The 23,612-nt window shown below is 64.3% G+C and carries 19 protein-coding genes, 1 tRNA gene, 2 rRNA genes and 1 pseudogene (1 of these 23 cut by a window edge); all 23 read left to right on the top strand.

The features are described from left to right. A 23S ribosomal RNA gene (locus ESD82_RS00675) occupies positions 1-2,752 on the top strand; it begins 85 nt to the left of the window's first position. A gap of 99 nt (positions 2,753-2,851) precedes the next feature. Next, positions 2,852-2,966: ribosomal RNA gene (gene rrf / locus ESD82_RS00680) — 5S ribosomal RNA — on the top strand. 59 nt (positions 2,967-3,025) lie between these two features. Further along, positions 3,026-3,102 (top strand) — tRNA-Met (locus tag ESD82_RS00685). 331 nt (positions 3,103-3,433) lie between these two features. Then, positions 3,434-4,768, top strand: coding sequence for a PAS domain-containing sensor histidine kinase (locus ESD82_RS00690; RefSeq protein WP_147428532.1), 1,335 nt, complete (start codon positions 3,434-3,436; stop codon positions 4,766-4,768). Beyond that, positions 4,765-5,754, top strand: a complete 990-nt coding sequence (locus ESD82_RS00695) for an NADH-quinone oxidoreductase subunit B family protein (RefSeq protein ID WP_147428530.1) — start codon at positions 4,765-4,767, stop codon at positions 5,752-5,754. Before ESD82_RS00690 ends, ESD82_RS00695 begins: the two co-directional genes overlap by 4 nt. A gap of 23 nt (positions 5,755-5,777) precedes the next feature. Continuing rightward, positions 5,778-7,211 carry a nickel-dependent hydrogenase large subunit gene (locus tag ESD82_RS00700; RefSeq protein WP_167521709.1) on the top strand — a complete coding sequence of 478 codons (1,434 nt, stop codon included), beginning with the start codon at positions 5,778-5,780 and terminating at the stop codon, positions 7,209-7,211. A 20-nt stretch (positions 7,212-7,231) separates the two neighbouring features. Next, entirely contained in the window at positions 7,232-9,478 is a 2,247-nt protein-coding gene (hypF, locus tag ESD82_RS00705; protein WP_407672797.1) for a carbamoyltransferase HypF, read from the top strand. A gap of 202 nt (positions 9,479-9,680) precedes the next feature. After that, positions 9,681-10,765 (top strand): annotated as a pseudogene (locus ESD82_RS00710) (hydrogenase small subunit). Between the two features lie 3 nt (positions 10,766-10,768). After that, complete coding sequence (locus ESD82_RS00715) at positions 10,769-12,562, top strand: nickel-dependent hydrogenase large subunit (RefSeq protein ID WP_147428523.1); 1,794 nt, start codon at positions 10,769-10,771, stop codon at positions 12,560-12,562. Between the two features lie 15 nt (positions 12,563-12,577). Then, on the top strand, positions 12,578-13,162 hold the full coding sequence (locus tag ESD82_RS00720) for a HupE/UreJ family protein (RefSeq protein ID WP_147428520.1): 585 nt from the start codon (positions 12,578-12,580) through the stop codon (positions 13,160-13,162). 4 nt (positions 13,163-13,166) lie between these two features. Next, the gene (cybH, locus tag ESD82_RS00725) at positions 13,167-13,913 is read left to right on the top strand and encodes a Ni/Fe-hydrogenase, b-type cytochrome subunit (protein ID WP_147428518.1); all 747 of its coding nucleotides are present in this window, start codon (positions 13,167-13,169) and stop codon (positions 13,911-13,913) included. A gap of 247 nt (positions 13,914-14,160) precedes the next feature. Continuing rightward, positions 14,161-14,778: a HyaD/HybD family hydrogenase maturation endopeptidase gene (locus ESD82_RS00730; RefSeq protein ID WP_147428516.1), complete on the top strand. Its 618-nt coding sequence runs from the start codon at positions 14,161-14,163 to the stop codon at positions 14,776-14,778. Continuing rightward, positions 14,778-15,089 carry a HypC/HybG/HupF family hydrogenase formation chaperone gene (locus tag ESD82_RS00735; protein ID WP_147428514.1) on the top strand — a complete coding sequence of 104 codons (312 nt, stop codon included), beginning with the start codon at positions 14,778-14,780 and terminating at the stop codon, positions 15,087-15,089. The genes ESD82_RS00730 and ESD82_RS00735 overlap by 1 nt, the downstream gene beginning before the upstream one ends. 3 nt (positions 15,090-15,092) lie before the next feature. Further along, a complete protein-coding gene (locus tag ESD82_RS00740) occupies positions 15,093-15,512 on the top strand; it encodes a thioredoxin domain-containing protein (protein WP_147428512.1) in 420 nt (139 codons plus the stop codon). 12 nt (positions 15,513-15,524) lie between these two features. Beyond that, positions 15,525-16,358, top strand: a complete 834-nt coding sequence (locus ESD82_RS00745) for a hydrogenase expression/formation protein (RefSeq protein WP_147428510.1) — start codon at positions 15,525-15,527, stop codon at positions 16,356-16,358. Beyond that, positions 16,355-17,218: a [NiFe]-hydrogenase assembly chaperone HybE gene (gene hybE / locus ESD82_RS00750; RefSeq protein ID WP_147428508.1), complete on the top strand. Its 864-nt coding sequence runs from the start codon at positions 16,355-16,357 to the stop codon at positions 17,216-17,218. The genes ESD82_RS00745 and hybE overlap by 4 nt, the downstream gene beginning before the upstream one ends. Beyond that, a complete protein-coding gene (locus ESD82_RS00755; protein WP_147428506.1) occupies positions 17,215-18,117 on the top strand; it encodes a hydrogenase expression/formation protein HupK in 903 nt (300 codons plus the stop codon). Before hybE ends, ESD82_RS00755 begins: the two co-directional genes overlap by 4 nt. Next, complete coding sequence (gene hypA, locus ESD82_RS00760) at positions 18,110-18,451, top strand: hydrogenase maturation nickel metallochaperone HypA (protein WP_147428504.1); 342 nt, start codon at positions 18,110-18,112, stop codon at positions 18,449-18,451. The genes ESD82_RS00755 and hypA overlap by 8 nt, the downstream gene beginning before the upstream one ends. Continuing rightward, the gene (gene hypB, locus ESD82_RS00765; protein ID WP_147428502.1) at positions 18,451-19,380 is read left to right on the top strand and encodes a hydrogenase nickel incorporation protein HypB; all 930 of its coding nucleotides are present in this window, start codon (positions 18,451-18,453) and stop codon (positions 19,378-19,380) included. Before hypA ends, hypB begins: the two co-directional genes overlap by 1 nt. A 3-nt stretch (positions 19,381-19,383) precedes the next feature. Further along, complete coding sequence (locus tag ESD82_RS00770) at positions 19,384-20,865, top strand: sigma-54-dependent transcriptional regulator (RefSeq protein ID WP_147428501.1); 1,482 nt, start codon at positions 19,384-19,386, stop codon at positions 20,863-20,865. Between the two features lie 2 nt (positions 20,866-20,867). Continuing rightward, positions 20,868-21,152 (top strand): HypC/HybG/HupF family hydrogenase formation chaperone, encoded by a 285-nt coding sequence (gene hypC / locus ESD82_RS00775; protein ID WP_147428500.1) that lies wholly within the window; start codon positions 20,868-20,870, stop codon positions 21,150-21,152. Then, positions 21,149-22,285, top strand: a complete 1,137-nt coding sequence (gene hypD / locus ESD82_RS00780) for a hydrogenase formation protein HypD (protein WP_147428499.1) — start codon at positions 21,149-21,151, stop codon at positions 22,283-22,285. The genes hypC and hypD overlap by 4 nt, the downstream gene beginning before the upstream one ends. A 15-nt stretch (positions 22,286-22,300) precedes the next feature. Continuing rightward, positions 22,301-23,356 carry a hydrogenase expression/formation protein HypE gene (gene hypE / locus ESD82_RS00785; RefSeq protein ID WP_147428498.1) on the top strand — a complete coding sequence of 352 codons (1,056 nt, stop codon included), beginning with the start codon at positions 22,301-22,303 and terminating at the stop codon, positions 23,354-23,356. Positions 23,357-23,612 lie beyond the last annotated feature (256 nt).

Here is a 23,612-nt window from a genome sequence, read left to right on the forward strand (position 1 = left end):
GCTGAGAATAAGCTTTGATCCATGGATCTCCGAATGGGGAAACCCACCTGAAACTCGATTGTTGTTACCCTTGGGTATCAACAATTGGGTTAACCAGGTACTTATCACCTGAATACATAGGGTTTTAAGAGCGAACCCGGGGAACTGAAACATCTAAGTACCCGGAGGAAAGGAAATCAACAGATACTCCCCCAGTAGTGGCGAGCGAACGGGGACCAGCCGAGCCGTGAGAATGACCAGAATGGCCTGGAAAGGCCAGCCATAGCGGGTGACAGCCCCGTATGGGAAGTTTGATCGGACGCATTAAGTAGGGCGGGACACGTGAAATCCTGTCTGAAGATCGGGGGACCACCCTCGAAGGCTAAGTACTCCTTGCTGACCGATAGCGAACCAGTACCGTGAGGGAAAGGTGAAAAGCACCCCGACGAGGGGAGTGAAACAGTTTCTGAAACCGGACGCCTACAAGCAGTCGGAGGGGCCTTGCGCCCTGACGGCGTACCTTTTGTATAATGGGTCAACGACTTGGTCTATCTAGCAAGCTTAAGCCGTTAGGTGTAGGCGCAGCGAAAGCGAGTCTTAAAAGGGCGCATGAGTTAGATGGATCAGACCCGAAACCAGATGATCTAGGCATGAGCAGGCTGAAGGTTGGGTAACACCAACTGGAGGGCCGAACCCACACCTGTTGAAAAAGGTCGGGATGACTTGTGCCTAGGGGTGAAAGGCCAATCAAATCTGGAGATAGCTGGTTCTCCGCGAAAGCTATTTAGGTAGCGCGTCAGACGAATTCTCCCGGGGGTAGAGCACTGCATGGATGATGGGGGCCCACAGCCTTACTGAGTCTAAGCAAACTCCGAATACCGGGAAGAACTATCTGGCAGACACACGGCGGGTGCTAACGTCCGTCGTGGAGAGGGAAACAACCCTGACCAACAGCTAAGGCCCCCAATTCGTGGCTAAGTGGGAAAGCATGTGAGACTTCCAAAACAACCAGGAGGTTGGCTTAGAAGCAGCCATCCTTTAAAGATAGCGTAACAGCTCACTGGTCTAGTCAAGAGGTCTTGCGGCGAAGATGTAACGGGGCTCAAGCCACGAGCCGAAGCTTTGGGTGTGCATTTATGCACGCGGTAGCGGAGCGTTCCGTGATATAACGCCATCCGACTTCAGCTTTCCCTTGGGAAAGCCTTGGTCGGACAGGCGTTTACTGTGAAGCCGGGCCGTAAGGCATCCGGTGGAGTGATCGGAAGCGAGAATGTTGACATGAGTAGCGACAAACAGGGTGAGAGACCCTGTCGCCGAAAGTCCAAGGGTTCCTGCTTAAAGCTAATCTGAGCAGGGTAAGCCGGCCCCTAAGGCGAGGCCGAAAGGCGTAGTCGATGGGAACCAGGTTAATATTCCTGGGCCAGGAGATGGTGACGGATCGCAGGTGTAGTTCCTCCTTATCGGATTGGAGGGGCTGCTGAGCGGTTCCTGGAAATAGCCCTCCACAAGACCGTACCCTAAACCGACACAGGTGGACTGGTAGAGAATACCAAGGCGCTTGAGAGAACCACATTTAAGGAACTCGGCAAAATACCTCCGTAAGTTCGCGAGAAGGAGGCCCCGTTGGCAGGCAACTGTCGGCGGGGGGCACAAACCAGGGGGTGGCGACTGTTTACTAAAAACACAGGGCTCTGCGAAGCCGTAAGGCGACGTATAGGGTCTGACGCCTGCCCGGTGCCGGAAGGTTAAAAGGAGAGGTGCAAGCCTTGAATTGAAGCCCCGGTAAACGGCGGCCGTAACTATAACGGTCCTAAGGTAGCGAAATTCCTTGTCGGGTAAGTTCCGACCTGCACGAATGGCGTAACGACTTCCCCGCTGTCTCAAATGTGGACTCAGCGAAATTGAATTGTCTGTGAAGATGCAGACTTCCCGCGGTTAGACGGAAAGACCCCATGCACCTTTACTATAGCTTCGCACTGGCATCAGGATTGCGATGTGCAGGATAGGTGGTAGGCATCGAAGCGGGGACGCCAGTTCCCGTGGAGCCATCCTTGAGATACCACCCTTCGCACTCTTGATGTCTAACCGCGGCCCGTTATCCGGGTCCGGGACCCTGCGTGGTGGGTAGTTTGACTGGGGCGGTCGCCTCCCAAAGAGTAACGGAGGCGCGCGAAGGTTGGCTCAGAGCGGTCGGAAATCGCTCGTCGAGTGCAATGGCAGAAGCCAGCCTGACTGCAAGACTGACAAGTCGAGCAGAGACGAAAGTCGGCCATAGTGATCCGGTGGTCCCGAGTGGAAGGGCCATCGCTCAACGGATAAAAGGTACGCTGGGGATAACAGGCTGATGATGCCCAAGAGTCCATATCGACGGCATCGTTTGGCACCTCGATGTCGGCTCATCTCATCCTGGGGCTGGAGCAGGTCCCAAGGGTATGGCTGTTCGCCATTTAAAGAGGTACGTGAGCTGGGTTTAGAACGTCGTGAGACAGTTCGGTCCCTATCTGCCGTGGGTGTAGGATACTTGAGAGGAGTTGCCCCTAGTACGAGAGGACCGGGGTGAACGTTCCACTGGTGGACCAGTTATCGTGCCAACGGTAGTGCTGGGTAGCTATGAACGGACAGGATAAACGCTGAAGGCATCTAAGCGTGAAGCCCCCCTCAAAACAAGGTATCCCTTGAGAGCCGTGGAAGACCACCACGTCGATAGGCCGGAGATGTAAGCGCAGCAATGCGTTCAGTTGACCGGTACTAATCGCTCGATAGGCTTGATTTGATCCGGAAGAAGACAGACCTTCTTCCAAAAGCATCCTTGGACAATGTCTTTCCAGGTTCCCAAAAGAACCGGAAAACGCCGATCTCGCTCCTTTTCCGGTCTGGTGGCCAAAGCACGAGCAAAACACCCGATCCCATCCCGAACTCGGCCGTTAAGTGCCGTCGCGCCAATGGTACTGCGTCAAAAGACGTGGGAGAGTAGGTCACCGCCAGACCTGAAAAGAAGCGAGCATCTCTCAGAACGAGAAGCACCGCAAAACCGCGATGCAAATGGCGCGGGGTAGAGCAGCCCGGTAGCTCGTCAGGCTCATAACCTGAAGGTCGTAGGTTCAAATCCTACCCCCGCAACCAAAATTACTGATAGATATCAGTGCATTAGGCCTCCTTCGGGAGGTCTTTTGCATTTGAGCAAAAAACACTCCGGAAGCATATCGGAAGCAGTTGCGCGGAAACCACGACGCAAGATCGGCGGGGTCACATTAACGTGATGGAAGTCGTCGACGGGTAATTGATGACCCCACTTCATTGAATTGATGGGTTCCTGACGCTTGATGCGTCCGCGAGAAGGCCAGCGAGCGCAGATAAGTCGTAGTCCGCCGCCCGGGTGCAGCATAGGCTTGGGATACTACCAGGCTTGACATGCAGGATGGAAAGATGCGCAAGGAGGGGAAGAGGATTGCAGATGCCACGGGCAATGGACGCAAAGGACGACAGGGCGGGTGCTGCGCTGACGGATGCGGCCTGGTCCGATGTGCTGATTGCGGTGGATCGCACCTATGCCGAGCTGATCGAACATCAGGAGCGGCTTGAGGCCCAGAACCGCGAGCTTGAGGCGCTGCGTCAGTTCCTGTCCTCGGTCATCACCTCGGTTTCCGATGTGCTGATCGTGCTGGATCGCGACGGGCGGGTGGATGAGGTCAATGCCTCGACCTGTGTCTGCACCGGGCTGCCTGTCGCGGCCCTGGTCGGCCGGAGCGTGGCGGATCTGGTGCGCGAAGAGGATCGCGCGGGTCTTTCGGCCCTGATTGCGGAGATTGCGCGCACGCGGGCGCCGGGGCGGATGGAGCTTTCGCTTGTGAGTTCGCGTGAGCCGGCCCCGGTCGAGGCGGTCCTGTCGCCGCGCCTCGATGATCGCGGCCGGATCGAGGGGCTGGTGCTGACGGGGCGTCCGGTGGGGGAATTGCGCCGCGCCTATGCCCAGCTTGAACGCAGCCATGCCGAGATGAAGGCCGCTCAGGCGCAGCTGGTCCATGGCGAGAAGCTGGCCTCATTGGGGCGTTTGCTGGCCGGGGTGGCGCATGAGCTGAACAATCCGATCAGCTTTGTCTATGCCAATGCCCATGCGCTGGAACGCTATGCCGCCAAGTTCGAGACCTATTTCGAGCGGGTTCAGGCCGGGGCAGACAGGGATGAACTGGTCCGCCTGCGGGAGGAATTGCGGCTGGACCGCGAGTTGCGCAACCTGCGCGAGGCGGTGCAGGGCGCGCGCGAGGGGGCCGAAAGAGTGCGCGATATCGTCGAGGATCTGCGCCGCCTGTCCTCGGACGGGGGCGGAGAGATGGCGGCCTTCGACCTGGTCGAGACCGCCCGCACCGCCGCCTTCTGGATCATGCGCGGGGCCGGCCACAGCACCGTGCCCGAGATCCATGCCGAAGGGCCGGTGATGGTTCTGGGGCATACGGGCCATATTCAGCAGGTGGTGATGAATCTGGTGCAGAACGCGCTGGATGCGGTTTCGGAAACCGCAGCCCCGCAGATCGCCCTGCGGATCATGCGCGAGGAAGGCCGTGGCGTGCTGGACATCCACGACAACGGTCCGGGCATCGACGAGGCGACGGCCGCGATGATCTTTGACCCGTTCTTCACCACGAAACCCGTGGGAAAAGGCACCGGACTTGGCCTGTCGATCAGCCTCAAGATCGCCGAGGATCATGGCGGCAGGCTGAGTTACAGCCCCGCCTCCGGTGGTGGCGCGCTGTTTCGGCTGGAGCTGCCGCTGGCAGGAGAGGACGCATGAACATTCTGTGGCTGCAAAGCGCCGGTTGCGGTGGCTGCACCATGTCGCTGCTGTGTGCCGAGGGGCCGAATGTCTTTGACCTGCTTGCCGGGGCGGGGCTGACCTTTCTGTGGCATCCGGCGCTGAGCCTTGAAAGCGGCGCCGAGGTGCGCGGGATTCTGGCCAGCCTTGTTTCGGGCGAGGTGCCACTGGATATTCTCTGCGTCGAGGGCGCGATCGCGCGCGGGCCGCGTGGTACCGGACGCTATCAGATCCTGTCGGGCACCGGGCGTCCGTTGCTGGACTGGTTGCGGGACCTGGCGCCGCTGGCGGCCCATGTGGTGGCGGTGGGCACCTGTGCGACCTATGGCGGCGTGACCACGGCAGGGGGCAACCCCTCGGATGCGGTGGGGGTGCAATATGACGGCGCCCATCCCGGCGGCGCCCTGCCGGCCACGTTCCGCGCCCGTGCCGGTCTGCCGGTCATCAACATCGCCGGCTGCCCGACCCATCCCGATTGGGTGACCGAGACGCTTTTGATGCTGGCGGCGGGCAGGCTGGGGGCCTCGGATCTGGATGCGCTTGGCCGGCCCCGGTTCTATGCCGATCATCTGGTCCATCATGCCTGCCCGAAGAACGAGTTCTACGAATACAAGGCCAGCGCGCGCGCATTGTCGGAAATGGGCTGCATGATGGAGCATCTGGGCTGTATCGGCACACAGGCGGTGGGCGATTGCAATATCCGGCCCTGGAATGGTCAGGGCAGTTGCACGCGCGGCGGATATCCCTGCATCAACTGCACCGCGCCGGAATTTGAAGAGCCGCGCCACCTGTTCACCGCCACGCCGAAGATCGCCGGCATTCCGGTTGGCCTGCCGACCGATATGCCCAAGGCTTGGTTCATGGCGCTGGCCTCGCTGTCCAAGGCCGCCACGCCCGAACGGATCGCGAAGAATGCCGTGGCTGATCGTATCGTCACCCCGCCGACGCTGAGAAAACCCCGATGAGCGGGGCAGGGGGCGAAACGGGGTTGGGGCAGTTGATCGTCGGTCCGTTCAACCGGGTCGAGGGCGATCTGGAGATCCGGCTGGACATCGCAGAGGGGCGGGTCAGCGCGGCGCGGATCAACTCGCCGCTTTATCGCGGGTTCGAGCGTATGCTGCCCGGCAAGGATCCGCGCGACGCGCTGACCATCGTGCCGCGGATTTGCGGTATCTGCTCGATCAGCCAGTCGGCGGCGGCGGCGCGGGCTCTGGCCATGGCAGTGGGCGAGGTCCCCGAACCGCAAGGAGAGCGGATGGCTGCGCTGATCCACGCGGTCGAGAATGTCTCGGACCATCTGACGCATTTCAACCTGTTCTTCATGCCTGATTTCACCAGACCCCAATATCAGGCGCGGGGCTGGTATGATCGGGCGGTGGCCCGGTTCACGGCGATGGAGGGATCGGCCCTGAAACGCGCGGTCGAGGCGCGGGCCGGGTTGATGCATGTTCTTGGGCTGATGGCCGGGAAATGGCCGCATACCCTGGCGATCCAGCCCGGTGGTGTCACGCGCGCCCCGTCCGAACGCGACCGGCTGCGTATTCTGGCCAGCCTGACGGCCTTTCGCCGCTATCTGGAAGATACGGTCTTCGGGGCAGCGGTCGAGGATTTCGCGGCCCTTTCCTCGGTCCCGGCGCTGATGGGATGGCAAGGGGGCGATGCCGGCCTGTTCCTGCGCATCGCCGCCGATCTGGATCTGGCGGATCTGGGGCGCGGCTCGGGGCGCTATCTGTCCTTTGGCGCCTATCCGCTGGAGGGCGGCCACGGTTTTGCCCCCGGCATCTGGGATGGCGGGGCGCAGCCTCTTGACATCGCGGCGATCAGCGAGGATTTATCGCATAGCTGGATGCTGGGGCCTGCGGCGCATCCGGCCCAGGGTGTGACCGATCCCGACGAGGATATGCGTGACACCGCCTATAGCTGGTGCAAGGCCCCCAGACTGGCCGGACGCACCATGGAAACCGGCGCGCTGGCCCGGCAGGTGATCGACGGTCATCCGCTGGCGCTGGATCTGGTCCGCGATGGTAACGGCGGCGGCGGGGTGCTGGCGCGGGTGGCGGGGCGTCTGCTGGAACTGGCGCGCAGTCAGGTTCTGATGGAGGATCTGGCGCGCGGGATCGTGCCCGAGGCCCGCTTCATGGCCGGCCCCCTGAAAATCAGCGACGGGATCGGCGAAGGGCTGGTCGAGGCCGCGCGCGGTGCGCTTGGCCATTGGCTGAGGATCGAGGGCGGGCGGATCGCCTCGTATCAGATCGTCGCTCCGACCACCTGGAACTTCAGTCCGCGCGATGCCGGTGGCGTGCCCGGCCCGGTCGAGGCAGCGCTTGAGGGGCTTGTGGTCCAGCCGGGCGAGACGACCCCGCTCAGCGTGCAGCATGTGGTGCGCAGCTTTGACCCGTGCATGGTGTGCACCGTGCATTGAGGAAGGAGTGCCTGCCGGATATGACTTTGCCGACCATGGAACAAGGCTTCGCCATCCGGGTGCGCGGGCAGGTGCAGGGGGTCGGCTTCCGGCCCTTTGTCTGGCGGCTGGCGCGGGCGGCGGGGTTGCGCGGCGACGTTCTGAACGATGCCGAAGGGGTTCTGATCCGTCTGGTCGCGCAGGATTGCGGCGATTTCATCGCGGCCTTGCGCGCGGATAGGCCGCCTCTGGCCAGAATCGACGCGATCGAGGCCGTGCCACAGGTTTTTGCCGCGATGCCCGAGGGGTTTTCCATCGCGGCCAGCGCGGGCACAGGCGCCGAAACGCGGGTCACGCCCGATGCCGCGACCTGCCCGGAATGCCGGGCCGAGATCTTTGCGCCCGGCAGGCGGCAGGGCTATGCCTTTACCAACTGCACCCATTGCGGGCCGCGCTATACGATCCTGCGCGAACTGCCCTATGACCGGGCGCGAACCACGATGGCGGGCTTTGGTCTTTGCCCCGATTGTGCCGCCGAATATGCCGATCCCGCCGACCGCCGCTTTCACGCGCAACCCATCGCCTGCCCGGCCTGCGGCCCAAACCTGTGGTATGAGGCCGGGGGAAAAGAGGTCGCGGGCGATCCGGTCGCATTGGCGGTGGCGGCGCTGAAGGCGGGGCAGGTCGTCGCGGTCAAGGGGCTGGGCGGTTTTCACCTTGCCTGCGATGCGGCCAATGCCAGGGCCGTGGCGCTGTTGCGGGCGCGCAAAAGGCGGCCGTCGAAGCCCTTTGCCCTGATGGGGACCGAGGCGATGATCCGCGCCCATGCGACGCCGTCCGAGGCTTGCTGGCGATTGTTGCGCGACCCGGCGGCGCCGGTGGTGCTGGTGCCCGCCCGGGGCACATTGCCCGAGGATGTGGCGCCGGGGATGCGCGCGCTTGGCGTCATGCTGCCCTATACGCCCCTGCATCACCTGCTGATTGCCGCTTTCGGGGGGATGCTGGTGATGACCTCGGGCAATCTTTCGGGCGCCCCGCAGGTCATCGGAAATGACGAGGCGCGCAAGGCGCTGGCGCGCTTTGCCGACGGTTTCCTGATGCACAACCGCGAGATTGCGCGGCGGCTGGATGACGGGGTCGAGCGCGCCGAGCCGCCGATGGTGATCCGCCGCGCCCGTGGGCGGGTGCCGGGCACGCTGCCCCTGCCGCCGGGGTTTGACGCAGCGCCGCGGGTGCTGGCCTTTGGTGGTCAGATGAAGGCGGCGATCTGCCTGACCAAGAACGGTCAGGCGATGGTGTCGCAGCATCTGGGCGATCTGGACGATGCCGAGACCGCGCTGGAATACGACCGCACGCTGCGCGATCTGGCGGCCCTGTTCGACCATGCCCCCGAACTGGCTGCCTGCGACCCGCATCCGGGCTATCGCGCGACGGTCACCGCCGAAGGCGCAGGTCAGCCGCTGATGCGGGTCTGGCATCATCATGCGCATCTGGCCTCGTGCCTTGGCGATAATCTGTGGCCGCTGGACGGGGGCAGGGTGGCCGGAATCGTGATGGACGGGCTTGGCCTTGGACCGGATGGCACGATCTGGGGCGGAGAGCTGTTGCTGGGCGATTACACCGGGTTCGAGCGCCTCGCCCATCTGGCCCCCGCCCCCCTGCCGGGCGGCGACCGCGCCAGCCGAGAGCCCTGGCGCAATGCGCTGGCCCGTCTGGATCAGGCGGGGCTTTCCGCCGTGGCGGACCGGCTGTTCCCCGACGCGCCCCGCGCCCTTCTGCGGCAGGCGGTCGGTGCGGGGGTGAATGCGCCGCGATCATCCTCGGCCGGGCGGCTGTTCGATGCCTTTGCGGCGCTGGCGGGCTTTGCCGGGGCGCAGAGTTACGAGGGCGAGGCCGCGATGCGGCTGGAGGCCATGGCGCGCCCTGCTGCGCCCTATCCCTTTGACTGCCGGGATGGGATCATCGACCCCGCGCCGATGTTTCGCGCCGCCGCGGCCGATCTGGCGGCCGGGCGCGATCGAGGCGACATGGCGGGGGCCTTTCACGCCGGGCTGGCGCGTGCCTTCTGTGCGCCGGCCCGCGCGCTGGTCCAGGGCGGCCGGGCGCGGGCGGTGGCCCTGTCGGGCGGCGTGTTGCAGAACGCATTCCTGTTGCGCGAATGTCTGGCGGCGCTGGACGGTCTGCCGGTCCTGCTGCATCGCCAGATCCCCGCCAATGACGGCGGGCTTGCTTTCGGTCAGGCGCTGGTTGCTGCGGCGCAGCGCATGGCTGCGGCGAAAAGCTTGTAATCGGCGGGCGCGCCCTCTGGCTGAATCCTGACCATCCGGGCGACGCGGGATTTGTGGCAGTTGATTGAAAAGACGCCATAAAATGCGATTTCCCATCTGCGACATTCTGTCATTGCCCTGCGCCCCCCTGCCTTGGCATGCCTTGAAAGACCACGCGAAGGTCCGCGCTGCCGGGCCGCCAGGCTGAGAGGAGGAGGACGTCTTGTCGCAAATCGAGACTTTCTACGATGTCATGCGCCGGCAGGGGATCACCCGCCGCAGTTTCATGAAATATTGCTCGCTGACCGCGGCGGCGCTTGGCCTCGGCCCGGCCTTCGTGCCCAAAATCGCCCATGCGATGGAAACCAAGCCCCGCACGCCGGTGATCTGGGTGCATGGTCTGGAATGCACCTGCTGTTCGGAAAGCTTCATCCGCTCGGCCCATCCTCTGGCCAAGGATGTCGTGCTGTCGATGATCAGCCTTGATTACGATGATACGCTGATGGCCGCCGCCGGCCATGCCGCCGAGGCCGCCTTCGAGGACACCATCCAGAAATACAAGGGCCAGTATATCCTTGCCGTCGAGGGTAACCCGCCGCTGAACGAAGACGGGATGTATTGCATCACCGGCGGCAAGCCCTTCGTCGAAAAGCTGCGCCATGCGGCCAGGGACGCCAAGGCGATCATTTCATGGGGGCCTGCGCGTCCTATGGCTGCGTTCAGGCCGCCGCGCCGAATCCGACGCGGGCGACGCCGGTCCACAAGGTCATTCTGGACAAACCGATCATCAAGGTGCCGGGCTGCCCGCCCATCGCCGAGGTGATGACCGGCGTCATCACCTATATGCTGACCTTCGACCGCATGCCCGAGCTTGACCGCCAGGGCCGGCCAAAGATGTTCTACAGCCAGCGCATCCACGATAAATGCTATCGCCGCCCGCATTTCGATGCCGGCCAGTTCGTCGAGCATTGGGACGATGAAAACGCCAAGAAGGGCTATTGCCTTTACAAGATGGGGTGCAAGGGCCCGACCACCTATAACGCCTGCTCGACCGTGCGCTGGAACGAGGGTGTCTCGTTCCCGATCCAGTCGGGCCATGGCTGCATCGGCTGCTCGGAAGACGGGTTCTGGGATCAGGGTTCGTTCTATGACCGGCTGACCAATATCAAGGCTTTCGGGGTCGAGGCCAATGCCGACAAGCTGGGCGGCGTTGCGGCGGGTGCGGTCGGTGGGGCCGTTGCGGTCCATGCCGCGATTTCGGCGCTGAAACGGGCGCAGAAAAAGACCCAGGACAAGGTGGAGGCCTAGACCATGACGATCAACACGCCGAATGGCTTTACCCTCGACAATTCCGGGCGCCGGATCGTGGTGGATCCGGTCACCCGGATCGAAGGGCACATGCGCTGCGAGGTCAACGTGGATGATCAGGGGGTTATCCGCAATGCGGTCTCGACCGGCACGATGTGGCGCGGACTGGAGGTGATCCTGAAAGGGCGCGATCCGCGTGACGCCTGGGCCTTTGTCGAACGGATCTGCGGCGTCTGCACCGGCACCCATGCGCTGACCTCGGTGCGTGCGGTCGAGGATGCGCTTGGGATCATGATCCCCGACAATGCCAATTCGATCCGCAACATGATGCAGCTGGCGCTGGAGATCCACGATCATGTCGTGCATTTCTATCACCTGCATGCGCTGGACTGGGTGAACCCGGTCAATGCCCTGCGCGCCGACCCCAAGGCGACCAGCGAATTGCAGCAGATGGTCTCGCCCTCGCATCCGATGTCATCGCCGGGCTATTTCCGCGATGTGCAGAACCGGCTGAAGAAATTCGTCGAATCCGGGCAGCTGGGGCTGTTCAAGAACGGCTATTGGGACAATCCGGCCTATCTTCTGCCGCCTGAAGCCGATCTGATGGCGACGACGCATTATCTGGAAGCACTTGATCTGCAAAAGGAAATCGTCAAGGTCCACACGATCTTTGGCGGCAAGAACCCGCATCCGAACTGGCTGGTGGGCGGGGTGCCCTGTCCGATCAATATCGACGGCACCGGATCGGTCGGCGCGATCAATATGGAGCGGCTGAACCTCGTTTCCTCGATCATCGACCTGTGCGACCAGTTCAACAAGAACGTCTATATTCCCGATGTGATCGCCATTGGCGGCTTTTACAAAAGCTGGCTTTACGGGGGTGGGCTGTCGTCGCAGGCGGTCATGGCCTATGGCGACATCCCCGAAAACCCGAACGACTTTTCGCCCGAGCAGCTGCACCTGCCGCGCGGCGCGATCATCAACGGCAACCTCAATGAGGTGCATGACGTCGATCCGCGCGATCCCGAGCAGGTGCAGGAATTCGTCGATCATTCCTGGTATTCCTATGGCGAGCCGGGGCGCGGCCTGCATCCCTGGGACGGGGAAACCAATCCGAAATTCGAGCTGGGGCCGAACCACAAGGGCACGAAAACCCGCATCGAACAACTGGATGAATCCGCGAAATATTCCTGGATCAAGGCGCCGCGCTGGCGGGGGCACGCGATGGAGGTCGGCCCGCTTGCGCGCTATATCGTCGGCTATGCCAAGGGACACGAGGATATCCGGGATCAGGTCGATGGCCTGCTGCGCACCATGGATCTGCCCTTCGAGGCGCTGTTCTCGACTTTGGGGCGCACGGCGGCGCGGGCGCTGGAATCGGAATATTGCGGGCGCCTGCAGCGGCATTTCTTCGACAAGATGGTGCAGAATATCAAGAATGGCGATCAAAGCACCGCCAATGTCGAGAAATGGGACCCCTCGACATGGCCGAAAGAGGCCAAGGGTGTCGGCATGACCGAGGCGCCGCGGGGCGCGCTTGGCCACTGGATCCGCATCAAGGATGGCCGGATCGAGAATTATCAATGCGTGGTGCCGACCACCTGGAACGGCTCGCCCCGCGACAGTCAGGGCAATATCGGGGCCTTCGAGGCCAGCCTGATGAACACGCCGATGGAGCGCCCGGACGAGCCGGTCGAAATCCTGCGCACGCTGCACAGTTTCGACCCCTGCCTTGCCTGCTCGACCCATGTCATGTCACCGGATGGCGACGAGCTTGCCACCGTCAAAATTCGCTGAGAAAGGGACGATCCAATGAAAAAACTGACGCTGGCCGCGCTGGCCGCACTCATGGGCTCACCCGTTCTGGCCCATACCGGGGTCGGAGAGACCTCGGGCTTCATGGCCGGGCTCTCGCATCCGATCTTTGGGCCGGATCACCTTCTGGCGATGCTGGCGGTGGGGCTGTGGTCGGGCTTTGTCCTGCCGCTTCGCTTCTGGCTGGGGGCGGCGACCTTCATGGGCGCGATGGCCGTGGGGGCGTTGATGTCATGGGCCGGGCTCCCGATTCCGATGGTGGAAACCTGGATCGTGCTGTCGGTCGTGGCGTTCGGTCTGTTGACGGCGCTTTCGCGCCGCGGGCAATCCGACCAGATCACCTTTGCCTCGCTGGCCGCGATCGCCCTGTTCGCCATGTGCCACGGCCATGCTCATGCGACCGAGGCGCATGGCAATGCGGCAGGCTATATGCTTGGCTTCCTGATCTCGACGGCGGCGCTGCATATCGTCGGCATTTTCATCGCCCGCACGATCTCGAACGCCACGGCGGCCAGAATGGTGCAGGCGGCAACCGGCACCGGGATCGCCATGGCGGGCCTTGCCCTGATGGCCGCCGGGTGATGCCATGAGCGACATCCATTCCGGCGATGATCCTGTCTTCGAGGGCCGCCCCCTGGGCGCCCCCGATCGGGCCAGCCGGCAAACCTCGGTCTATGTCTACGAGGCGCCGGTCCGCATCTGGCACTGGATCAACGCGGCCTGCATCATGGTCCTGTGCGTGACCGGCTGGCTGATCGGCAGCCCGCCGCCCTCGATGCAGATCGCCGAAGCCTATGACCAGTTTGTCTTCGGCTATATCCGCTTTGCCCATTTCGCGGCCGCGATGATCCTGACGGTCGGCTTTTTCGGCCGTCTCTACTGGGCGTTGATCGGCAGCCACCATGCAAAGCAGCTTTTCTATGTGCCGATCTTCTCGCGCCGGTTCTGGGCAGAGCTGCTGTTCGAGCTGCGCTGGTATTTCTTTCTGGAAAAAGAGCCAAAGAAATATGTCGGCCACAACCCGCTGGCGCAGCTTGCGATGTTTCTGTTCATGACGGTCGGTCTGACCTTCATGATCGTCACCGGATTTGCGCTGTATGCCGAAGGGGCGGGCAAGGACAGCATGTTCCATGCCGTCTTCGGCTGGGTTCAGGACCTTGTTCAGAACACCCAGCGCCTGCACACGCTGCACCATATCGGCATGTGGTGGATCGTGATCTTCATGATCATCCATATCTATGTGGCGATCCGCGAAGACATCATGTCGCGCCAGTCGATGGTCTCGACGATGATCTCGGGACACCGCACCTTCAAGGATGATCGCCCCGACTGAACGCGGCTGGCAGCAACTGGAAGGATCATTTCCGGTTTCAGAGCCAGACGGCAGGTCACTTGCCGCACCATATCCCGAAATCCCGCCCGCATTGGCGGGATTTCGTTTTTATATCATTATCTTGCAAGGAATTTCGAGGGTTGCGACTTTTTGTCTCTGCTTTCGGAACTGGTGGCTATACTTTCGGCCCATAGGGGTGGGGCACATGACCGCACCGCCTGCCAGCAATGCTTCGGGGAGGGGGCAGATGCCAGCGGAAGCGCCTGCAAATATCCTTGTTCTGGGGATCGGCAATGTGCTTTGGGCCGATGAGGGCTTCGGGGTGCGCTGCGTCGAAGAGATGGCCGCGCGCCATGCCTTGCCCGAACGGGTGAGGCTGCTTGATGGCGGCACGCAGGGGCTGTATCTGCTGCCCTTTCTGGAAGAAGCCGACGCGCTGATCGTCTTTGACGCGGTGGATTACGGACTGCCCCCCGGCACGCTGAAGCTGGTCGAAGGGGCCGAGGTTCCGGCCTTTCTGGGCGCCAAAAAAATGAGCCTGCACCAGACCGGCTTTCAAGAGGTGATCGCCACCGCCCAGCTGCTGGGGCGTTGCCCGGCGCAGCTGATGCTGATCGGCTGCCAGCCGGTCGAACTGGAGGATTACGGAGGAGGGCTCCGCCCCGAAGTGGCCGCGCAGATCGGCCCTGCCATTAAGATTGTGCTGGCGAAGCTGGCCGAATGGGGCGTTCAGGCCGGCGAGGGCGCGACCTCGGGCCAGCTTGCGGATCCGGCGATCCGGCGCGAGGCCTATGAGACGGGCCGCCCCGCCGCCTCTGATGCCTGCCGCGAGGGCGATGCGCGCTTTTTCCCGGGGGCCGGCTGATGTGCATGGGCATCCCGATGCGGCTGGCGCAGGTCGACGGCATCGCCGGGCAAAGCGAGGGCGGCGATCTGATCGACCTCAGCCTGACCGCCGATGCGCAAGCCGGCGACTGGGTGCTGACCTTCCTCGGCACGGCGCATGAGGTGATCGACGCTGACCGCGCCGCACGGATCGCGGCGGCATTGCAGGGGTTGCGGGCGGTCATGGCGGGGGGCGACGCTTCGGGCGCCTTTGCCGATCTCGAGGGTCGCACCCCGGCGCTTCCGTCCCATCTTCAGGTGGCGCTGGCCGCAGGCCACAAAACGGGTTGACCCATGCATGACCATTCCCACCACATTCTGCACAGCCCCGGCGGGGGCGCCCTGCACCCGCTGCTGGCGCGGCTGGAGGCCGAATTCGGCTGGCCACGCCTGCATTCGCTGCATGACGTCGCAGAGTTTACCACCCGTCCCGGTCTGCATTGCCTGTTCGTTCCGGGCGACCCCGCCCGCAATTTGGAGACGGTGGACGCGGCGGTGATCCTGCCGGAACTGCGCATGGCCTTTCAGAACGCCTTTGATTGCGCCGTGGTGGATGACGCCATCGAAGCAACGGTCCGCGAAACCCACAGGGCACTGAAAACGCCTGGGTTTCTGTTCTTCCGCGATGCCTCTTATCTTGGCTCGATCGAGAAGATCCGCGACTGGGACGATTACATCGTCCGCACCAGCCACATCCTCTCGCTGCCGGGTTGAAAGGCAAAGACAATGGCCCAGAATTTTCACCTGCCCCCTGTTGGTTTCGGCCCCGGATCGCAGCCCGACGATGGCGAGGGGCTGGAGTGGCTGCCGCTGCCCTCCGGGATGCGCACCTATGACATGCATCTGCCCGAGGTCGGGAATGTCGCGCCTCTGGCGCCCGCGCTGGCGATGCTGGCCGAGATCGCCGCGGCCTGCGATCGTGTGGCCCAGGGGGCGGCGCCGGTGTCGTTCGATCTGTCCGCGCTGGATGCGGCCAACCGGGCGCTGATGGCGGAAACGCTGGGTCAGGGCGAGGTGTCGCTGCGCGCGCGCGGCGTGCCGGCGGTGGCCGTGCAGGAAAGCGTCTTTGCCGGGGTCTGGGTGCTGAAGGCCGAGGGGATCGACCGGGTCGAGGTCGCGCCCGTGCCGCAGCTTGCCCTGACGCGGGCGTTCCACGCGCAGCGCCCGGCGATCGGGGCCTTGGCCCCGCGCGCGCCGGGGGTGGTGAACGCCCCTGCCTTGCTGGCTGAACTGATGGACAAATCCCTGTCCTGGCGCGGCCCCGGTGATCTGCATGTGGTGAACCTGACCCTGCTTCCGCATACCGAAGAGGATCTGCTCTGGCTCGATCAGGCTCTGGGCGAGGGGTCGGTGACCATCCTGTCGCGCGGCTATGGCAATTGCCGCATCACCGCGACCGCGCAGGATCGTCTGTGGCGGGTGCAGTTCTTCAACTCGATGGATGTGCTGATCCTCGATACCTTCGAGGTGACCGCCATGCCCGAGGTGGTGCTGGCCGCGCCTGAGGATCTGGCGGACAGCGCGGGCCGCATTCGTGAAGTGCTGGGGGCGATCCGATGAGCGTCGAGACCGCACGGGGCGGGTTCGAGGGGTCTTATCTGGGCGCCAATGACCGGATCAGCCCGCAGGCGATCATGGAATGCAAGATCTGCTGGACCAGCTATGACCCGGCCGAGGGGGATGAATACCGGCAGGTTCTGCCCGGCACGCCGTTCGCGGCCTTGCCCGCCGACTGGAAATGTCCCGGCTGCGACGCGCCGAAGGAACAGTTCATCGTGCGCGAGGATCCCGGCTCTGACGAGATGCGGATCGCGGCCGAGATCGAGCGGCGCTGCGCCCGGCTGGTCGCCGACTTCCGCGAGGTCTTCAACGCAAAGATGCGCGACGTGCCGATCATCAATCAGGCGCTGCATGTCGAGGCGCTGGCCTTTCGTCCCTGGCAGGGCGGCTTTCTGGGGGTGCTGATCGCGCCCTGGTTCATGAACCTGATCTGGCTGCCGGGCGAGGATCAGGACTGGTCGGCCCTGAAGGCGGGCGAGAAAGAGGTGGTCGCCTTTCCCTCGGGCGAATATGAATTCATCCATAACAGCCGTGAGATGACCGGCCCTTACAAGGCCTGTTCGCTGTTCTCGCCGATGGCGGATTTCACCAGCCAGCTGCAGGCCGTCGAGGTGGCGCGCGCGGTGATGGTTGAGCTGTTCAAACCCGAAAACCGTGACGGGACCGACCGCGCCGCCGAGATTCGCGCCGCCCGCGAGGCCGAGCTTGCGCCGCCGTCCGAGGTCGCATCCGAGGCCGGACCGGCGTCAGATGCGCCGATCCCCGATCCGCGCCCCACGCGCCGGGCGCTGCTGACTGGCGGGCTGGCCGCTGCTCCGGCAGAGGGCGACGATCCGGGGATATCCGGGGGCGCGGAATGATCTCTGCCGCTGTCAGCTTTCGCCTTTTGCCCCGCGACGGAGGGCTTGCCCTTGCGCCGGGGGCGCAGGCGGGGCTGGCGGTGGATGCGCTGATGACGGGGCGCAGGGTGGATGAGGTCAGGCAGATGCTGCCTGCCCTGTTCGGCCTGTGCCGGTCCGTGCAGGAATGGGCTATGGCGCTGGCGCTTGGGCTGCCGCTGCCGCCCCTGGACGATCTGCGCCGCGACATGATTCGCGACCATCTGGCCAGGCTGTGCCTGCATCTTCCGCCGCAGCTTGGGCTAGCGCCCCTGGCGTTGCCGCAGGGCTGGCAGGCGGGGGCGCGCGCGCTGCGGGTGGCGCTTTTCGGGCAGGATGGCCTGCCCGGACCCGGTGATCTGGCCGCATGGAGCGCGGGCCCCGCGCCGTTTGCGCGCCTTGTCGCGGCGGTTCAGGGGCATTTCGCGCCGGGTGAGGCGGTCAGCGATCTGCCGGCGATGACGGATCCGTTCGGCGACGGCCCTGTCGAGAACAGCCTTGCCACCCGCCATGCCGGACATCCGCTGCTGATGGCGGTGCGGGGCGCATATGGTCACGGGCCTCTGGTGCATCTGTTGGCCCGGCTGGTCGATCTCGACGCCCTGTCGCGCGGGGCTTTCCCGCCGCCCCGCCGGATCGCGCAAGGGGCGGCGCTGGTGCCCTGTTCGCGTGGTCTCTGCGCGCTTGAGCTGCGGGCGGTCGGCGGCATCGTGACCCGCTTTTCGCGCCGCACGCCCACCGATCACCTGCTGATGTCGGGCGGGCTGCTGGCGGCCAGCCTTGCGACACTTCCGCCGCACAAGGCGGACCGGGCGCCTTTGCTTGCCATGATCCTTGATCCCTGTATCCCTCTGCATCTGGAGGCCGGACCCCATGCATGAGATGTCGCTTTGCGAAGGGATCCGCGGCATTGTCGAGGATCAGGCCCGCCGCCACGGTTTTTCCCGCGTGACCCGGATGCGGCTGGAAATCGGGCGCTTTGCCGGGGTGGAAAAGGCCGCGCTGAGCTTTGCCTTTGACGTGGTCATGCGCGGCAGCCCGGCCGAGGGCGCGGCCCTGGAAATGATCGACCTGCCGGGCCGGGCAATGTGTTTCGACTGTGCCGAACAGGTGGAATTGGACGACCGCCTGTCGCCCTGCCCCCTCTGTGGCGGTGGCAGGCTGATGCCCGAGACGGGGGACGAAATGCGGATCAGGGATATGGAGGTGATCTGATGTGTGGGATTTGCGGTTGCGGCAGCACGGTGACGGTGGACGGGCGCGAGATCAGCCATGACGAGGCGCACCGGCTGGGCCTGGCCCATGAGCACGCGCGGGATCACAGCCATGGCCACGGGCACAGCCATGCCGCGAATGGTCACGCGCATGACCATGGTTCCGGCGATCACCACCACCATCATCATCATCATCACGACCATGCTCCGGGCCATGGTCACCATCACGACTACGGCGCGGGCGCGGCGGGTCTGTCGGTGCCGGGCCTGACCCAGCAGCGGCTGATCGAGGTCGAGACCTCGCTTCTGGCCCGCAATGACGGGTTGGCTGCGGGTAACCGGCGGGTGCTTTCGGCGCTGCGGGCCTTTGCGGTCAACCTTGTCTCATCGCCCGGTTCGGGCAAGACCACGTTGCTGTGCCGGACCATCTCGATGCTGGAAGGCCAACCGCTGGCGGTGATCGAGGGCGACCAGCAGACCGAGAACGATGCCGACCGGATCCGCGCCACCGGCGCGCGAGCGATGCAGGTCAATACCGGCAAGGGCTGCCATCTGGATGCGCAGATGGTGGGCGGTGCGATGGATGCGCTGCGGCTGGAACCGGCCTCGCTGCTGTTCATCGAAAATGTCGGCAATCTGGTCTGTCCTGCGGCTTTTGATCTGGGCGAGGATGCCAAGGTCGCGATCCTGTCGGTGACCGAGGGTGAAGACAAGCCATTGAAATACCCGGATATGTTTACGGCCGCAAGGCTTGCCATCCTGAACAAGATCGACCTTACCCCCCATTGCGATGCCGATCCCGAGGTCTATGAGGCCAATCTGCGGCGGGTGAATCCCGGCATTGACATCCTGCGCCTTTCGGCCCGCACCGGCGAGGGGATGCAGGCCTGGATCGACTGGCTGCGCGCCGGTCTGGCGACAAAGGCCTGAGCCATGCCCACTCCGCGCCCCTTTGTCCTGCTGGTGGATGACGAGCCGCATTCGCTTTCGGCGATGCGCATGGCGCTTGAGGATGAGTTTGAAATCCTGACCGCCCCGGATGCCGCCGCCGCCGCCCGGATGATGGAAGAGGAATGGGTGCAGGTGGTGGTCTGCGACCAGCGGATGCCCGGCCAGACCGGGGTGGAGTTCCTGACCGGGCTGCGCGAGCGCTGGCCGGAAACGGTGCGGCTTCTGATAACCGGCTATACCGATCCCTCGGCCATCGTCGATGCGATCAATCTTGCCGGCATCCATCAGTTCATCGCCAAGCCCTGGCATCCCGACCAGTTGCTGATGGCGGTGCGCAATGCGGCGCAGCTTTTCCATCTTGCGCGCGAGAATGAGCGTCTGGCGCTGGAGATGCGCCGGCTTGCCTCGACCTCCGAAACCCGGCTGGAAAAGCGCCGGCGGGCGCTGCGTCAGGGGCAGGGCTTCGACAGCGTGCTGCGTGCGCCCAACTCGCCCATGAACGCCACGGTTGATGCGGCGCGGCATTATGCGGCCTTCGATGTGCCGGTGCTGCTGACGGGCGAGCAGGGCACCGGCAAGGAACAGCTTGCGCAGGCGATGCATCTGGCCTCGCTGAGGGCGGACCGGCCCTTTTACGCGCTGGATCTGACCGGAATGCCCGATGAGCTGGTCATGGTCGAGCTGCTGGGCGCGCGGCGCGGGGCGGTGGCCGGGGGAACCAGCCGGATCGGCCTGATTCAAAAGGCGGATCGCGGGACGCTGTATCTGTCGGGGATCGAGACCATCACGCCCGAATTGCAGCTTGTGCTTTTGCGCATCCTGTCCGGGCGCGGCTTCACGCCGGTCGGCGGGCAAGAGACGCTGACCAGCAATCTGCGCCTGATCGCCGGCGCCGGCACGGATTTGGCGGCTCTGGTGACCGAAGGGCGGTTTCGCGCCGACCTCTATTACGCTCTGGCGGTGGCCGAAATTGCGGTGCCGCCCCTGCGCGCGCGGCGCGGCGATATCGCCATGCTGGCCCAGCACATGCTGGCCGAGCTGGCGGCCCGTCATGGCAAGCTGGTGCATGGTTTTGACGGGCCCGCGCTGGAATTTCTGGAAAGTTACGACTGGCCCGGCAATCTGCGCGAATTGTCGAACGAGATCACCCGGATGCTGATCCTTGCGCAAGACAGCGTTCTGGGCGCCGATCTGATCTCTCGCCCGATCCTGCAGGGTCCGCCGGGTGAGGATGGCGCCGGCCGTCTGACCCAGGCGGTGCTTGCCGGCGCCGGCAGCCTGAAAGAGCGGGTCGAACTGATCGAAATGCGTATCCTGCGCGAGACGCTGACCCGCCATCGCTGGAACAAAAGCCGCGCGGCGGCCGAGCTGGGTGTGTCGCGGGTGGGCCTGCGCGCCAAGCTGGACCGCTATGGCGTCAAGGACCCGGCCGAGCGTCAGGCCACCCCGGAAGAGGAGGAATAGCCATGTGTCTGGGAATTCCCGGTCGCATCATCGCCATGACCGATCCCGCGCGGATGATGGCCATGGCCGAGGTCTCGGGCGTGCGCCGCGAGGTCAATATCGCCTGCGTGGCCGAGGGGCCGCCCGAGGGGCTGATCGGCCGCTGGGTGCTGATCCATGTCGGTTTCGCCATGAGCCTGATCGACGAGGACGAGGCGGCGCGCACGCTGGCCGCGCTGCAGGAACTGGGCGAGGCGCAGGAGGCGCTTGAACAGATGGCCGAAGCCGACCGGGAGATGGCACGATGAAATTCGCTTCGGAATTCCGCGATCCCAAGGCGGCGCGCGCACTGCTGGCCGCGATTGCCCGCCGCGCCGAGCAGATCGGCGCCAGCCGCGAAAAGCCGGTGCATATCATGGAGATCTGCGGCGGCCACACCCATTCGATCTTTCGCTATGGTCTGGACAAGCTGGTGCATGAAGGCGTGGAATTCATCCACGGCCCCGGCTGTCCGGTTTGCGTTCTGCCGCGTGCGCGGATCGACGAATCCATCCAGATTGCCAGGCGTCCGGGCGTCATCTTCACCACCTTTGGCGATGCGATGCGGGTGCCGGGCCGGTCGCAATCGCTGTTGCAGGCGCGGGCGGCGGGGGCGGATATCCGCATGGTCTATTCGCCGCTGGATGCCCTGGCTCTGGCCCGGAAATACCCCGAACGCGACGTGGTGTTCTTTGGTCTGGGCTTCGAGACGACGACCCCTTCGACCGCGCTGGCCATCCAGCAGGCCGCGCGGGAGGGGTTGGGCAATTTCAGCGTCTTCTGCAACCATATCACCGTGCCCGAACCCATCCACGCCCTGCTGAAGGATCCGCATATGGTGCTGGACGGGTTCATCGGGCCGGGTCATGTCTCGATGGTCATCGGCGTGCATCCCTATGATTTCATTGCCCGGGACTTCCAGAAACCGCTTGTCGTCGCAGGGTTCGAGCCGACCGATCTTCTGCAATCGGTGCTGATGGTGCTGGACCAGATCGCCGAGGGGCGCGCCGAGGTCGAAAACCAATATGCCCGCGTGGTCCCCGAGGAGGGCAATCCGGTCAGTCTGGCCGCCATTGCCGATGTTTATGAACGGCGCCCCAGCTTTGAATGGCGCGGTCTGGGTGAGATCGACGCCAGCGGATTGCGCATCCGCCCGAAATACGCAGCCTTCGACGCCGAGGAAAAATTCGGCATCGGCTATGCGGTGGCGCGCAACCCGGCGCCGGAACCCGAGGGCTGCGCCTGTGGCGCGGTCATGACGGGGCGGCTCAAACCGACGGCCTGCCCGCATTTCGGCAAGGGCTGCACGCCGGACATGCCGCTGGGGGCGCTGATGGTCAGCTCGGAAGGGGCTTGCGCGGCCTATTGGCAATATGGCGGCGCGCGGGTCGCGGCGGAATAGGGGGCGGGCCAGACCATGAACGCAATTGCTTTCGGAGTGCTGCGCGACAGCCATGTGACCCTGTCGCATGGCGGTGGCGGCAAGGCGATGGCCGATCTGATCGAGACCGTCTTTTTTCCCGCCTTCGGCCCCGGTTCGGGCGAAGATCAGGCGCGGCTGACGGCGGATGCGCTGTGTGAACCCGGCGCGCGGCTGGCCTTGACCACCGACAGTTTCGTGGTCACGCCGCTGGAATTTCCCGGCGGCGATATCGGCAAGCTGGCGGTCTGCGGCGCGGTGAACGATCTGGCCGTCGGCGGGGCACGACCGCTGTGGCTGTCGGCGGCGTTCATTATCGAGGAAGGCTGCGAGATCGCGCTGTTGCAGCGCGTGGTCGCCTCGATGGCGCGTGAGGCGGCGCTGGCCGGGGTGCGGATCGTGACCGGCGACACCAAGGTCGTCGGGCGCGGATCGGCGGACGGGCTGTTCGTCACCACCTCGGGCGTCGGCGTGATCCCGGCGGGGCGCGATCTGGCTGCGGCGCGGATCAGGCCGGGCGATGTCGTGCTGGTCAATGGCGTGCTGGGCGATCATGGCGCGGCCATTCTGGCGGCGCGCGGCGATCTGGCGCTGTCGACGGATCTGGTCTCGGACTGTCAGGGGCTTGGGCATCTGATGGAGGCGGTGCTGGCCGTCGCCCCCGGCACCCGCGCCGCTCGCGATGCGACCCGCGGGGGGCTTGCCGCGGCGCTGAATGAAATGGCGCTGGCGGCAGGGTGCGGCATCGAGATCAGGGAAGAGGCGCTGCCCTTGCGCCCCGAGGTGCGCGGGGTCTGCGAAATTCTTGGCCTTGATCCGCTCTATCTTGCCAATGAGGGAACCCTGGTCCTGTTCGTGCCCGAGGCCGAGGCTGAGGCCGCGCTGACTGCGATGCGTTCCCGCCCCGAAGGGCAGGGCGCCGCAATCATCGGCCGCGCCGTCGCCGCATCCGAGGGGGGCGCCCATACGGCCCGTGTGCAGATGGTGACCTCCTTCGGCGGGTGCCGCATCGTCGACCGCCTCGTGGGCGAACAACTGCCGCGGATCTGCTGAAACGGACCCTTGCCGCCCTTGCGCGACCTCGGCAGCCCGGACGGGGTGCAGTGAGCCTGTTTCGTCATATTTGGCCGCTTTTGCACCGAGGAGAAAACCCTGCACCAACATAGGCGTAAAACCGTATGTCCTTTTTCGGCTGAACTGTGGCGGGTGGTCGCCCTGCATTGGCTGCTTTCAAAGAGAGCTACTCGATAGGCTCCGCCTCAAGCCAGGAGGATTAACCATGCAGGGGAATAGCGAACATTCCATCGGA

Origin of the sequence: Paracoccus pantotrophus (assembly GCF_008824185.1) — a bacterium.
GTDB classification, from domain to species: Bacteria; Pseudomonadota; Alphaproteobacteria; order Rhodobacterales; family Rhodobacteraceae; genus Paracoccus; species Paracoccus pantotrophus.